Raw genomic sequence first — 13,784 nt, forward strand, 5'->3', positions numbered from 1 at the left:
GTGGCCCTGCAAATGGTGCGTATTCGTTTGTCCTGGCCACGTCGGCCCTTCTCCGCTATTTTCCCTCCCATGCGCACCGAACATCAGAAGATGCTTGCCGGCGAAATGTACGACGCCATGGATCCCGAGCTGGTAACGGCACGGGAACGGGCGCGGGATTTGTGTTTGGCCCTCAACAGCTCGCGTGAGGGCGAGCAGGAGGTTCGACGGCGCATTCTGGTTGAATTGCTTGGGAAAGGCGGTGAGACGGTCCTTCTGCAGCCACCTTTTTTTTGCGACTACGGCGCCAACATCGAGCTGGGAGAGCGGGTATTCTTCAATTTCAACTGCGTGGTGCTGGACGTGTGCCCGGTGCGTATTGGGAGCTTCACACTATTTGGCCCAGCCGTACAGATTTACACGCCATTGCATCCCATGAACGCCCTGCAGCGACGCCAGAAGGAGTATGGCAAGCCCGTGGAGATCGGCTCAGACGTCTGGGTCGGCGGTGGCGCCATCATCCTGCCGGGCGTCCGGATTGGCGACCAGGCCGTGATCGGTGCGGGCAGCGTCGTCACACGGGATATTCCTGCAGGTGTTTTTGCCGCGGGCAATCCTTGCCGGGCAATCCGCGACATCGAAGCATAACCGCACGCGGCTATTTATCATCAAGGGCCTGCAGTATCCGCTTGTTGCCCACACGCGCCACTGCTCGCCGCTGACAGCACCCCATCAAGGCTTTGGCGAAGGAGTTTGCCTTCCGTAGGGCACCCTTGCCAATCTCAGGTCAAAGCCCCCCGATATATATACATTGTCCGCAACTCGCTGTATACTTTGGCTTCACGGAGGGCACGTTTCCAACGCCGCATCCCTGGCACGCTGCTGTGTTTGGGGAGAGGCGCAAGAGGATCATGTAGCGCTCTGCACCGGCATTCAAGTTTTAGCGCGTGGGGGAATCGCGATGCAGACATCAACTGTTCAGGGCAGACTACTCTCGGGAACTGTATTCATCTTGCTGGCACTTTGCGCAGTGGTGGCCGCCAGTTGCTACGGGATGATTGAGAACGCCACGCCAACGGCCGTTGCAGTCATCCTGGGGCTCCTGGTTGGCGGGGGCACCTGTCTGGTCCTGACGTACCTGCAGTGCCTGGCGCCGTTGCAAGGTGTCCTGACTCGGGTCCGGGCAATTGCGGATGGGAAAAACGCCCCTCCGCCGATTGAAGGCCCAGGCGCCCTGGCCGCACTGCATGAGGCGCTCACAACCATCGCCGCAATGAGCAACCATGACAAAGGGCTGAATCAGGGCATCCTGCACGGACTGCCCATGCCCTATCTCCTGGTGGACACGCAGGAACGGGCAACACATCTCAATCAGGCCTGTCTGGACATGTTGCAAATCGATGGCCCCATCGAGCGCTGCCTGGGCAAAACACTGGCCGAGGTGTTCTACAACGATCCGACCCGCAAAACTGCCGTGGGACAAAGCATCCGGGATGGCAAGGTCTTTCGCAATCTTGAGGTCACTATTCGCGGACACAAGGGCGGCGAGCGTCATGTATTGGCCAACGTCTTTCCTGTGTATGATCTGGCCAGGCAATGCATTGGAGGGCTCTGTATTTACATCGACATGACCGCCCTCAAAGAAGCGGAAGCGCTTTGCAAACGCAGCCACGACAATATCGCTGCAGCGGCAAAGAATCTTGAAGGCGTGGTGGATATCCTTTCCCCCACTTCAGATGCATTATCCTTGCAGATAAAGCAATCGAGCCATGGTGCGGAACACCAGTCGGAGCGTGTCAGCGAGACCGCCACGGCCATGGAAGAAATGAACGCCACCGTGCTGGAAGTGGCCCGCAACGCCTCCCAGGCCGCAGAAACCGCGGACAAGGCCAGGCACAAGGCCCAGGATGGCGCAGGGGTGGTCACCCGCGTGGTCCAAGGCATGGGCGAGGTGCAGCATGCAGCCCTGGCGCTCAAAACGGACATGACCGCACTGGGGAATCAGGCCGAGGGTATTGGCCAGGTATTGAATGTGATTTCAGATATTGCCGATCAGACCAACCTGCTGGCCCTGAATGCGGCCATTGAGGCCGCCCGGGCAGGCGATGCCGGGCGCGGCTTTGCCGTGGTGGCCGATGAAGTCCGCAAGCTTGCGGAAAAAACCATGTCCGCCACCAAGGAAGTGGGCGCTGCCATCCTGGGCATTCAGGATGGTGCGCGGCTGAACATCCAGCATGTGGACCAGGCCGTCTCCAAAATCGATATCGCGACCAACCTGGCCAACGAGTCCGGTGGCGCACTGCATGAGATCGTCTCTCTGGTGGAACTGACCACAGATCAGGTCCGCTCCATTGCCACCGCCAGCGAGGAGCAGTCTGCCGCCAGCGAAGAAATCAACAAGAGTATTGAGGAGATCAGCCGCATTTCCTCCGATACTTCGGGCGCCATGCACCACGCCAGCAAGGCGGTGGGCGAACTGGCGCACCAGGCGCATGTGCTCAAGAAACTTATCGATGACATGCAGAAACAGGACGAAGCCATTGGCAGTGCGCGTGGATAGCCCCGCAGCGTGCGAAGAACTGGCGCCTGTCTCGCCCTCACAGTCCAGGAATACCATGTTTTTCAAGCATATTATCATCACGCGCTTCAACGTGCACATCACGCCAACACCCTTTGCGCCACGCCTGGGCGACACCTGGCTCGCGGAACGGTTCCGCATGTTTCACGCCTTCTGCTGGCCCTCCATACGCGCCCAGACCAATCAGGATTTTGTCTGGCTGGTCCTTTTTGATGAACAGACCCCACCGCAATACAGGCGACTGATCAGCACCTTTTCCTCGTACCGGAATTTTACGCCGCTGTTCTGCGGGGAATACGCCTCCATTATGCCTCAGCTTCGTGCGCAGATTGCCCGCATACATCCTGAAACGGAATACATCCTGACGACCAGACTGGACAATGACGACGCGCTGGCAAACAACTTTGTGGCTGTACTTCATCGCATTGTTGACTCGTTGCTGACGCAGCAGCCCGCCCCGGATATCCCGCTGTACATCAATTTTCCTCATGGCATTCAGTACTGCAAGGGGAAGGTGTATTATTTCTCTGACGTAACCAATGCATTTGTCAGCTTGCTGGAACGCAACGACCCCTTGCGGACTGTCTTTTGGGTGGATCATCCCGCCATTTACGACAAGGCCCCCGTGGCGCAGGTCGAAACACCGCCCATTTTTCTACAACACGTACACGACATCAATGTTTACAATTACATACGCGGGCCGCAGGCGGACGACAACACCCTGCTGGCCAATTTCACCATCTCGCCGCCCCCCACAGAGCCCACTGTGCAGGGATGATGGCCGTGCCCGGCCGCATTGACCGCCGCTGCCTTGCCGTGCCACATTCCATGACCACTCTTTCCATTCACCGCTGCCGTCCCAAGGGAGTCCTCTTGTGAAACACCTGTTGCTGAGCATGGTCATTGTCCTCGCGTGCGTTGGTCTGGCCCAGGCAAAGAGTTTCAATTGCGATGATCCGCCATTCGGGGATGACATCCGGGAGTTCGACGCGGCAGATCGATTCATCAAGTACATGGAGAAGGAGGGCATCTCGTATTACAATTATGCTGGCACCTGCGCCATTGAGCAGCAACGCAGGGTGAACCCGGCCATTGCCTATGGCTTTGTAGACAACAAGCTGTACACCAGAATCATCACCATCTCCAACAACGCCGACGCCAATGCCACGCCAGAGCTCATCGCCCGGAATGTCACCACCCAGTTTGGTGTAACGCCCAAAGAATACACCGAAGGCGACTGGAAGATCCTCAGCTGGGACCTGCCCGAGAAAAAGCTCAAGTTCAAACTGAAATTCAACCTGAAAACCAACATGTCCAAATCTGCATATTATTTTACGCCGTTGAAGCCACTGCAGAATGAGGATGCCCTGGTGGAAGTGACCGAATAAGGCACCGTACTGCCCGCCGGCGGCGTGCTGCCCCTGAAGCCAGATCCCTTTACCGGGCGAGGTCCGGCGTGCATTAATTTTGTTTCATTTCCCCGTGAGGGGTGCAGCAAGACTTGTGTTGCCTCATCTGTAACTGTAGTGAATGCGGTGTCGCTGGGAAAAGAATCCCGTTTGCAACCATTCAGCCTGCCCGTGCCAGCCCGCCTGTGGAGATCGCATGCGCCGTCTGCTTCTGCTCGTTCTGACCTGTGTGTTGTTGTTGCCCACTGCCTGCGAATCGCCTTCCGGTCCGGGCAATGCTGCCTCCCAGGAAGATGCAGCCGCCAGGGATAGCTTCAAGCAGTGGCTCAGAACCGCTCTCAAGGAAGATCCCTCCCTCATCCTGGAGGTGCTTTCCGAGCATAATGAAGAACTGCTGCATATTGTCGAGGCCGGGTTGCGTGTGTCTCAGGAAAAGGCACTCAAGGCCCAGCGCCTCTCCCAGCTGAAGCAGGGCAACCTGCCGGTGATTGACGATGCCCGGCCCTCCTTTGGCCCGGCCAATGCCACCCTCACCGTGGTGGAATTCTCCGATTTTCAATGCCCCTATTGCAGTCAGGCTGCCAGGACGCTGGAGTTGCTGCAGAAAAAATATGCCGACTCCATGCGCGTATATTTCAAGCACATGCCGCTTTCCTCGCACCAGCATGCCCAGGCAGCGGCCGCCGTGTTTGAGGCTGCTTCCATGCAGGACGAGGCCAAGGCCTGGGAACTGTACCACCGGTTCTTCCAGGGGCAGGATCAGATCAAGGATGGAGGCGTGGATTGGCTGATGGCCCAGGCGCAGGAGGTGGGACTGGACCTGGACCGCCTCAAGCGTGACGCCGGCAGCACGCAGGTGCTTGGCCGCATCAAGGAAGATCTCCAGGAAGCCCAGCGGTTTGGGCTACAGGGCACGCCGTCTTTCGTCATCAACGGCGTCACTGCCAGTGGGGCCATGAGCCTGGAAGAATTCATCGAGATTGTGGAATTCGTCCGGACCAACGATCCCCGCCTGAATCCTGAGGCCGCAAATGCCACGGCCACCGGCATTGCCTCGGGCACAAACGCCACAGCCCAGTAAGACACTGCACCCGTACACGCCAAACGCGCCCGGATGGAGGTTCCATCCGGGCGCGTTTTTTATCCGTCCTGTTGCTTCGCGTGGCGGCGCCGTCGCAGCTTCAGCACCACGCCGGGCAATGCGCCTGCCAGGCATCCCAGGCAGTTGGAGGCCATGTCTTCCAGGGCAAAGGCCCGGGTGGGGATGAACAGTTGCGCCAGTTCAGTGGAGACCCCCAGCAACAGCAACAGCGCCAACGCCAGGCCGAGATCCACCCAGGAGGGGAACTGCCGGGGCACCGCTGCGGCCAGGAGGGCAAAGGTGGCAAAATGCAGGGCTTCATCCAGCATGATGCCCCAGAACAGCGTCACCTGATACGGAAACTGCCACGGCGCCAAGGAAATCGCCGCGTACAACAGTACCCCCGTCACCCACAATGCAAAAAATGCCCGCCATTTTGGAGGACAATTTGTCTCGACCCTGCCTGTGGGCGCGTCCGGGCGGTCCCTTCCGGCCTGCGCTCCCGCTTCGGGCTCAGGCCCAATGCGGTGCGGACCGGGGGCCCCGTGTTTGTTCACGCCGTCGGGTCCTCATCAGACTCGGCATCGCGTTGTTTTCGAGCCAGGGAGGCCGCCTCTTCCCGTTTTCTGGCTCGGCGGGCAAGCGTCAGGCCGGCAAAGAAGCCACCAAGCATCCCCCAGGCTGCACCGCGGCCCATATCCACAAAGCCCAGCAAGGCCGCAAACACCCCCAGCGACCCGCCAATCAGAATTCCCCGCACAAGATAATTGCTTCCCATTGCGTTCCCGTTGTTCTCATGCTGCAGTGTCGAACCGGCGCAATGCGGTACTGATGCGCCGGCATGAAATTTCTCATGCCCGGTGCATACTGTCAATTGACGACCCATCCCCTGCGCAATGCACAACAAACGCCCGGCTGGCAGGGAACCAGCCGGGCGCGCAGACAGGAGGGGCAACAACCGGATTACATGCGGCCCATACGGGGACGATCTGGCAGGGGCACGCCCGTGACCTTGAAGAACTCCTTGCGCATGGCCACGTCGGCGCGGAACTTGTCTGCCTGCAAGCCATTGATTTCTTCCACCAGCTTTTTGATGGCTTCATCACTGGTGCCGGGTGTGGCAAGCAGGGCGTTCAGCTCATGGCGCCGGGATTGAATGCGCTCATTGAGGGGGTACATGGCCGTGCGGTGCTCCATCAGGATGGTTTTGGCCGACTCCCGGACTTCCGGGGGCAGCAGCCGCTCCAGACGATCCAGCAAGGCCCCGGGATGCTGCTCGCCGGGCATGGGGGCCATCATTTCAGGGTCACCATGCCCGCCAGGGCCACCACCGGGACCACCACCGGGGCCATCCGGCCCGCCTTGGCGGGGGGGCTGGGCAAAGGCAGAAGCCGAGAGTGCCAGAACACAAAGCAGGGAAAGCATTGCGGAGCCAATCAACCGTTTCATACTGCGTCTCCTCGTGAAGCGTGAGTGTGCATGTTGCCGACGGTATGGAAAAGCAGCATGCGTGCCAACGCCCCTTCTAATGCATTTTCAGTACCTTACAAATAATTACATTCTTTTCATGCGGTGTATGGTGCAAAGAGTTGCGCCATATGTGCAGGGTGATGCAATTGTCACCGTGCACCTTGCCATGGTAAGAACCGCGCAGCATCTCATCATCTCCGGCCAGGACCAGCCATGCCTCTGCCAGCCACTCCGCCCCCTGCCCCACCACCCCGGCATGCTGATTGTCCTGCGGCCGCTTCCCCGGAACGGATTCCTGTGGTGGAGCTGTGGCTGGCGTGGGTGCGCCGCCTCCCTGCCGGCCTTTTCCTGACAGTCCTGCTGATGCTGCTGGCAGGCATGCTGTTTTTTGCCGATTCCCGTACTGCCCGGTTGCAACGGGCCCATGCTGAAGATGTTCTGACCCTGACGAGCCAGGAACTGCAGCAGATCTATTTCCGGATTCTCAGCGAGCGCCGTCTGCTGCTGCAGCAGGAGCGGTTGCGCCTGGAGCAGACCGCGGGCATGGCCCGGCGGCTGGTGGAATATGCCCTGCAAGATGCCCTGCGCCAGGGCCTGCCCCCGCGCGAAACCAAGGATCTGGCCGGCCCCCTGGCTCTGACGCTGATAGATCATGTGTTCCTGGAACCGGGCCTGCTCTGCTTTGTGTATGATGATCGCATCACTGCCCTGACATATCCCGAGCTGGCCCTGCGAGGGTTGGATCTGTCTCCCTACCGTGACCGCAAAGGCCGCTCGCTGCTGCGGACCCTGCGCAACGAGGCCCGGCAGTGGGGCAGCACCAGCGCCGTGTTTGACTGGAAAGCCAGAGGCGCCGCACGCATGACACTGCACCTGGGCGTGGCGCGGCACCTGCCGATGTTCGACTGGACCCTGGCCGTCTTTCTGGATGCTGAAGGTCTGCAACGCCGGGAGCGTGACCTGCGCGGTCAGGCGGCCACTGCGCTCCTGGCCAAGCTGGCCCAGACGCAGGACGCACGCCAGGCCGTCTTTTGCTTGTTGGACAATCGCGGCCGACTGCTGGGCGCGCCTGTTACCGGGCTGGAAGCGTCGCCGCCCCTGGTGCGCGCCTCCCTGAATGCGAGCATGTTGGCCAATGCGGAAGTGCAGTCCCGCCTGCTGGTGGCCGCCCTGAGCGGAGAGCCGGCGGTGCTGGAGGAGTTGCCAGGAGACCCCGGCCCGGTGACTGTGGCCGGAGTGCAGCATGCGGCGCTGGGCTGGACGGTGGTCCGTCTGGAACCGGTGCACACGCCAGCCTCGCGCTGGTTCTGGGTTCCCTGCGCCTTGGGCGCACTCTGTTTTTTCTTTGCGTCGAGACGGTCTTTACAGCAGAGCAAGGATGCGTCATGAGAGGCCCGCGTTGGTTCGGCAATCAATTTTATCTGCCCAGGAGGCACGTTCCATGATCGTTGGCATTCCCAAGGAAATCAAAACGATGGAAAATCGCGTCGCCATGACGCCCGGCGCAGTCGGCGCCATGGTCCGCAACGGGCACACTGTTCTGGTGGAACAGGGCGCCGGCGTGGGCAGCGGACTCAGCGACGAGGAGTATCTCGCCGCCGGTGCCAGGATGGTCAGCGCTGCCGAGGCCTGGGGCGCGGAGATGGTCATCAAAGTCAAGGAACCCATCGCCTCCGAATACCAGTATCTCCGCGACGGCCTGCTGCTCTTCACCTACCTGCATCTGGCCGCCGATCGCCCCCTGACCGAAGCCCTCCTGACCAGCAAAACCACCGGCGTGGCCTATGAAACCGTGCAATTGGCCAACGGCGCCCTGCCCCTGCTGGTGCCCATGAGCGAAGTGGCCGGCCGCATGGCCCCGCAGGTGGGCGCGCAGTGCCTGGAAAAGCCCCACGGCGGCCGCGGCATGCTCCTGGGTGGCGTGCCCGGCGTGGAACCGGCCGAAGTGGTCATCCTGGGCGGCGGCGTGGTCGGCGTCAATGCCACCAAGATTGCCGTGGGCATGGGCGCGCGCGTGACCGTGCTGGACGTGAACCACAGCCGCCTGCAGTACCTGGATGACATCTTCAACAGCCGCGTGGTGACCCTCATGTCCCACGAAGCCAACGTCCGCGCCGCCCTGTGCAAGGCCGACTTGGTCATCGGCGCTGTGCTTATCCCCGGTGCCAAGGCCCCCCGTCTGGTCACCCGGGAGATGCTGCCTTGCATGAAGCCCGGCGCGGTCATTGTGGACGTGGCCGTGGACCAGGGCGGCTGTGTGGAAACCATCAAGGCCACCACGCATGCCGATCCCACCTATGTGGTGGATAACGTGGTGCATTACGGCGTGGCCAACATGCCCGGCGCAGTGCCCCGCACCTCCACCTTTGCCCTGGTGAACCAGACCCTGCCCTACGCCCTGGCCCTGGCCAACAAGGGCAGCAAGGCCCTGGCCGACGACGCCTCCCTGGCCCGTGGCCTGAACACCTGGCAGGGCCAGCTGACCTGCGCCGGCGTGGCCGAAGCCTTCGACCTGGCCTGCACCCCGCTGACCAGCGCAGTGTCCGCCATGTAGCACCGCCGCGCCTCAGCCGTGCCTCTCCAGCCCCTTTTCCGACCAATGTCGGGGAGGGGCTGGCGTCTTTCTGCCGTCAAAACGTCGCAAAGCTGTCACCTTGTACCGGCGGCTTCATGGCATGAAATGCCATCCATCCCCTGCGCATCAGTATCAAGGAGTCCGTGCATGCGACCTTTTGCCCGTCGCCTGGCTATTGGCCTGGCCCTCATGATCGGTACGGCAGCTCCGGCCGCCGCCGCATCCCCTGCCCTGGAAAAGATTGGCGGCCTCAAACTCGGCGGGGAAACCGCCGCGGAAATCTGCAGCTATGATCCGCAATCCAAGCTGCTCTTTGTGGTCAATGCCGGCGCTGCAGCCATTGAAGTGGTTGACCTGGCCACCCCCGCCGCCCCGTCCAAAAAATCCGAAATCTCCCTCAAGGAGTTCGGCGGTGGCATCAACAGCGTGGCCGTGAAAAACGGGCTGGTGGCCGTGGCCGTGGAAGCCGATCCCAAGCAGGAACCCGGCAAGATCGTGTTCATGGATCGCGACGGCAAGGTGCTGAAGACCTTTGATGTGGGCGCGCTGCCGGACATGGTCACCTTCACGCCGGACGGCAAGTACGTCCTGGCCGCCTGCGAAGGCGAACCCAACAAGGACTACAGCGTGGACCCCGAGGGCAGCGTGGCTGTGGTCAACCTGACCAAGGGCGTGGACGCCGCCACCTGCACCATGGCCTACTTCCATGCCTTCAACAGCCAAAAGACCCAGCTGCAGGCCAAGGGCGTGCGCATCTCCCACCCCAAGGCCACGGTTTCCCAGGATATTGAGCCGGAATACATCGCCGTGGCGCCGGATTCCAAAACCGCCTATGTGACCCTTCAGGAAAACAACGCCATCGCCGTGGTGGATGTGGCCAAGGCCCAGATCACCAAAATTTTCCCCCTCGGCCTGAAGGACTGGTCCAAGACCGGTGGTCTGGACGCCAGCGACAAGGACAAGAAAATCAACATCAAGCCCTGGCCTGTCTTCGGCATGTACATGCCCGACTCCATCGTTGCTTTTACCGCCAACGGCAAGCTCTATCTGGCCACGGCCAACGAGGGCGACTCCCGGGACTACGATGGCTACTCCGACGAAGCCCGCCTTGGGAAAGTCTATCTGAATGACCGCATCTACCGCGACGCCACCTGGCTGCGCCGCGACAAGCAGCTGGGCCGCCTGAAGGTGGTCAGGGACATGCTGGACACCGACGACGATGGCCTGGCCGACCGCATTGTGGCCTACGGCGCCCGTTCCTTCAGCATCTGGGACGCCGCCACCGGCGCGCTTGTTTTTGACAGCGGGGACATGATCGAACGCATCATCGCCCAGGAAGTGCCGGACTTCTTCAATGCGGAGGAGAAATTCGACGACCGCAGCGACGACAAAGGCCCCGAGCCGGAAGGGCTGGCTGTGGGCGTGGTCAACGGCAAGACCTATGTGTATGTCGGCCTGGAGCGCCAGGGCGGCCTGATGACCTTTGACGTGACCACCCCGGCCAAGGCCAGCTACGTGGGCTATGTGAACAGCCGCGACTACAAGGCCGACCAGAAAACCGAGGCCGCCGGGGATATCGCCCCCGAAGGCGTGATCTTCATCTCCGCCAAGGACAGCCCCACCGGCAAACCCCTGGTGGTGACGGCCAATGAGGTCAGCGGCACCGTGGCCGTGTTTGCCGTGACAGAGTAGCCTTGCGCGCATTGTGACAATTTGATGAACGGGCCGGCCATTGTGTCGGCCCGTTCCTTTTTTCACGTGCTGGAGGGTGCTGCAGCCTGCAACAGCCAGGCTCGCAAGCCCGCATTGTCATCATATTGTCACACAACCGTTGCCGAACCGTGACCTTCCGTCACCTTGTCATCTTTCTCGTTTGCTAGACCGTGTAAGTGCGTCACGTATGGCGGGATGCGCTTTCGGCACCACTGACCGGAGGCACCTCGGCAACCTGAACCTTCCGGGACCTCCTGAAGCGCGCGAGCGATCGAGCTGTCCATGATTCCAGCGTATGTCATCTTGTTGTTGCTGCTGGCCCTGAGCGCCGCGGCCTATACCTTTGGCCGCAACAGGGCCTTTGCCGTGGCCGGCGGGCCCAAGGGTCTGCCGTCCCTGCATTCCCGCCCGGCGTATTACGGCGCGTTCGCAGCCTTGTGGTGCTTTGTGCCTGCCATCCTCCTGTTCGGGGTCTGGCAGTTCAGCGAATCGCGCATTCTCACCGGACTGGTCACGTCGCATCTGCCAGCCGAGGTCCAGGCCCTGCCGGCCGATCAGCTGGGACTGGTCATCAATGACGTCAAGAATCTGGTGAGCGGGAACATCCTCAGCGGGGAGCCTTCGCCGGAAATCCGCAAGGCAGCCGAAGAATTTATCCGCCTGCGCATGTATTCCCGCGTCTGCCTGCTGAGCCTGTGTCTGGTGCTGGCCTTGGGCGGAATGGGGCTGGCCCGCAGGAGCGTCACCCCGCAGCTGCGCGCCCGCAACCAGGTGGAGCGTCTGGTCAAATGGCTGCTCATTGCCTGCTCCCTGCTGGCCATTGTCACCACGGTTGGCATCATCCTTTCCGTGCTGTTCGAAGCCATCCGCTTCTTCAAAATCATACCCCTGGGTGAATTTCTGTTCGGGCTGGACTGGAGCCCGCAGATGGCCATCCGGGCGGATCAGGTGGGCGGCTCCGGCAGCTTTGGCGCCATCCCGGTGTTCGTGGGCACGGCGCTCATTTCTCTGATTTCCATGCTGGTGGCTGTGCCCATCGGGCTGATGGCCGCCATTTACATGTCGGAATACGCCTCCCGTAAATTCCGCGCCGTGGCCAAGCCGCTCATGGAAATCCTGGCCGGCATTCCCACGGTGGTCTACGGCTTCTTCGCCGCCCTCGTGGTAGCCCCGTTCATCCGGGACATGGGCGCCACGGTCGGCCTGTCCGTCTCGTCGGAAAGCGCCCTGGCTGCCGGGCTGGTCATGGGCATCATGATCATCCCCTTTGTCTCCTCGCTTTCGGACGACGTCATCAACGCCGTGCCCCAGAGCCTGCGCGATGGCGCCCTGGCCCTGGGCTCCACGCCCTCGGAAACAGTCAAGAGGGTCGTTCTGCCCGCGGCACTGCCCGGCATTGTCGGCTCGGTGCTGCTGGCCATGTCCCGCGCCATCGGGGAGACGATGATCGTGGTCATGGCTGCAGGCCTCTCCGCCAACCTGACCGTCAATCCCTTTGAAACCGTGACCACGGTGACGGTGCAGATCGTCACCCTGCTCATCGGCGACCAGGAATTCGACAGCCCCAAGACCCTGGCGGCCTTTGCCCTGGGCCTGGTGCTCTTCCTGGTGACGCTCTGCCTGAACATCTTCGCCCTGCATGTGGTTCGCAAGTACCGGGAACAGTATGAATAACTCCGCCCCCAGCCCGTCGCGCCCCATCGACATCGTCAACGCCGGCCTGGCCAAGCGCTACGCCGCCGAAAAGCGATTCCGGTTCTACGGACGTCTGGCCATCTTCGCCAGCCTGTTTTTCCTGGGGCTGCTGTTCGTCACCATCGTGTCCGACGGGTACCCGGCCTTCACCCAGACGTACATCAGGCTGGATGTGCCTCTGGATCCGGCGGAAATCAATCGCGACGACCTGAACGCGGCCAACTACCCACTCTTTGTCAAGAAAGCCATCCGCAGCTACTTTCCGGAAGTGACCGCCCGCAGCGAGATCCGGGATATCGACAATTTCCTGAGCAACAACGCCCCGTTTTCGCTTGAAAAGATGATCTTTGCGGACCCCTCCCTCATTGGCAAGACCGTGACCCTCTGGGTGCTTGCTGATGATGACGTGGACCAGCTGGTCAAGGGCCACATCAACCGCGATGTGCCCGAGATCGAACGCCGCATGAGCGACAAGCAGATCGCCTGGGTGGATTCTCTGATCAAGCGCGGCGTGGTGGAACGAAAGTTCAACACCGTGTTCCTGACCACGGGCGATTCCCGCGAACCCGAACAGGCCGGCATCTGGGGCGCGGTGATGGGCTCCTTCTACTCCCTGCTCATCACCCTGGTGCTCTCCTTTCCCATCGGCATCGCCGCGGCGGTGTACCTGGAAGAATTCGCCCCCAAGAACAAATGGACCGATCTCATCGAGGTCAACATCAACAACCTCGCTGCCGTGCCCTCCATTGTCTTCGGTCTGCTGGGGCTGGCGGTGTTCCTGAACTTCTTCGGCCTGCCGCGCTCTGCCCCGCTGGTGGGCGGTCTGGTGCTCACGCTGATGACCCTTCCCGTGATCATCATCGCCTCCCGCGCGGCGCTCAAGAGCGTGCCGCCGTCCATACGGGAAGCGGCGCTGGGCATTGGCTCCTCGCAGTTGCAGTGCGTGGTCAACCATGTGCTGCCCCTGGCGCTGCCGGGCATGCTCACCGGGGCCATCATCGGCATGGCCCGGGCCCTGGGCGAGACAGCCCCCCTGCTGATGATCGGCATGGTGGCCTTCATCGTGGACGTGCCCCAGGGCATCACCGATGCGGCCACGGCCCTGCCGGTGCAGATTTACCTGTGGTCTGATTCCCCGGAACGTGGCTTCCGGGAAAAGACCAGCGCCGCCATCATGGTGCTTCTGGTGTTCCTGCTGGCCATGAACGCCCTGGCCGTGGTGCTGCGCAAGAAATTCGAACGTCGTTGGTAAGGGCCGGCGGGACCGGCAATCCAGCCGGCCCC

General features: G+C 61.4%; 13 protein-coding genes. 10 read left to right on the plus strand and 3 right to left on the minus strand.

What is annotated here, in order from left to right; translation table 11 throughout:
- From ACYQ00_RS03120 to ACYQ00_RS03140, 5 genes are all read left to right on the plus strand, one after another.
- Positions 1–627, plus strand: a complete 627-nt coding sequence (locus tag ACYQ00_RS03120; RefSeq protein WP_460030720.1) for a sugar O-acetyltransferase — start codon at positions 1–3, stop codon at positions 625–627.
- Positions 628–991: 364 nt separating this feature from the next.
- The gene (locus ACYQ00_RS03125; protein WP_460030721.1) at positions 992–2,539 is read left to right on the plus strand and encodes a methyl-accepting chemotaxis protein; all 1,548 of its coding nucleotides are present in this window, start codon (positions 992–994) and stop codon (positions 2,537–2,539) included.
- A gap of 55 nt (positions 2,540–2,594) precedes the next feature.
- Positions 2,595–3,335, plus strand: coding sequence for a glycosyltransferase (locus ACYQ00_RS03130; protein WP_460030722.1), 741 nt, complete (start codon positions 2,595–2,597; stop codon positions 3,333–3,335).
- A gap of 97 nt (positions 3,336–3,432) precedes the next feature.
- A complete protein-coding gene (locus ACYQ00_RS03135; RefSeq protein ID WP_460030723.1) occupies positions 3,433–3,945 on the plus strand; it encodes a hypothetical protein in 513 nt (170 codons plus the stop codon).
- Between the two features lie 217 nt (positions 3,946–4,162).
- Positions 4,163–5,047: a DsbA family protein gene (locus tag ACYQ00_RS03140; protein ID WP_460030724.1), complete on the plus strand. Its 885-nt coding sequence runs from the start codon at positions 4,163–4,165 to the stop codon at positions 5,045–5,047.
- 59 nt (positions 5,048–5,106) lie between these two features.
- On the opposite strand, the gene ACYQ00_RS03145 is transcribed toward ACYQ00_RS03140, so the two are convergent.
- From ACYQ00_RS03145 to ACYQ00_RS03155, 3 genes are all read right to left on the minus strand, one after another.
- Entirely contained in the window at positions 5,107–5,424 is a 318-nt protein-coding gene (locus tag ACYQ00_RS03145; RefSeq protein WP_460030725.1) for a VanZ family protein, read from the minus strand.
- Between the two features lie 176 nt (positions 5,425–5,600).
- Positions 5,601–5,807 carry a hypothetical protein gene (locus ACYQ00_RS03150; protein WP_460030726.1) on the minus strand — a complete coding sequence of 69 codons (207 nt, stop codon included), beginning with the start codon at positions 5,805–5,807 and terminating at the stop codon, positions 5,601–5,603.
- A 203-nt stretch (positions 5,808–6,010) separates the two neighbouring features.
- Positions 6,011–6,496, minus strand: a complete 486-nt coding sequence (locus ACYQ00_RS03155; RefSeq protein ID WP_460030727.1) for a periplasmic heavy metal sensor — start codon at positions 6,494–6,496, stop codon at positions 6,011–6,013.
- Between the two features lie 234 nt (positions 6,497–6,730).
- On the opposite strand from ACYQ00_RS03155, the gene ACYQ00_RS03160 reads away from it, so the two are divergent.
- The 5 genes from ACYQ00_RS03160 (at position 6,731) to pstA (ending at position 13,752) form a co-directional block, all read left to right on the plus strand.
- Complete coding sequence (locus ACYQ00_RS03160) at positions 6,731–7,906, plus strand: cache domain-containing protein (RefSeq protein WP_460030728.1); 1,176 nt, start codon at positions 6,731–6,733, stop codon at positions 7,904–7,906.
- Between the two features lie 52 nt (positions 7,907–7,958).
- Positions 7,959–9,071 carry an alanine dehydrogenase gene (gene ald, locus ACYQ00_RS03165; protein WP_460030729.1) on the plus strand — a complete coding sequence of 371 codons (1,113 nt, stop codon included), beginning with the start codon at positions 7,959–7,961 and terminating at the stop codon, positions 9,069–9,071.
- Positions 9,072–9,239: 168 nt separating this feature from the next.
- Positions 9,240–10,784, plus strand: coding sequence for a choice-of-anchor I family protein (locus tag ACYQ00_RS03170; protein ID WP_460030730.1), 1,545 nt, complete (start codon positions 9,240–9,242; stop codon positions 10,782–10,784).
- 303 nt (positions 10,785–11,087) lie between these two features.
- On the plus strand, positions 11,088–12,479 hold the full coding sequence (pstC, locus tag ACYQ00_RS03175) for a phosphate ABC transporter permease subunit PstC (protein ID WP_460030731.1): 1,392 nt from the start codon (positions 11,088–11,090) through the stop codon (positions 12,477–12,479).
- Positions 12,472–13,752 (plus strand): phosphate ABC transporter permease PstA, encoded by a 1,281-nt coding sequence (gene pstA, locus ACYQ00_RS03180; RefSeq protein WP_460030732.1) that lies wholly within the window; start codon positions 12,472–12,474, stop codon positions 13,750–13,752. The genes pstC and pstA overlap by 8 nt, the downstream gene beginning before the upstream one ends.
- Positions 13,753–13,784: the final 32 nt, after the last annotated feature.

This window comes from Megalodesulfovibrio paquesii (assembly GCF_054653055.1).

Bases quoted from the DNA above. Each gene is read 5' to 3' on its own strand.
- ACYQ00_RS03130 (WP_460030722.1), top strand. From the start codon at position 2,595: ATGTTTTTCAAGCATATTATCATCACGCGCTTCAACGTGCACATCACG.
- ACYQ00_RS03140 (WP_460030724.1), top strand. From the start codon at position 4,163: ATGCGCCGTCTGCTTCTGCTCGTTCTGACCTGTGTGTTGTTGTTGCCC.
- ACYQ00_RS03155 (WP_460030727.1), bottom strand. From the start codon at position 6,496: ATGAAACGGTTGATTGGCTCCGCAATGCTTTCCCTGCTTTGTGTTCTG.
- ACYQ00_RS03160 (WP_460030728.1), top strand. From the start codon at position 6,731: ATGCCTCTGCCAGCCACTCCGCCCCCTGCCCCACCACCCCGGCATGCT.
- ald (WP_460030729.1), top strand. From the start codon at position 7,959: ATGATCGTTGGCATTCCCAAGGAAATCAAAACGATGGAAAATCGCGTC.
- ACYQ00_RS03170 (WP_460030730.1), top strand. From the start codon at position 9,240: ATGCGACCTTTTGCCCGTCGCCTGGCTATTGGCCTGGCCCTCATGATC.
- pstC (WP_460030731.1), top strand. From the start codon at position 11,088: ATGATTCCAGCGTATGTCATCTTGTTGTTGCTGCTGGCCCTGAGCGCC.
- pstA (WP_460030732.1), top strand. From the start codon at position 12,472: ATGAATAACTCCGCCCCCAGCCCGTCGCGCCCCATCGACATCGTCAAC.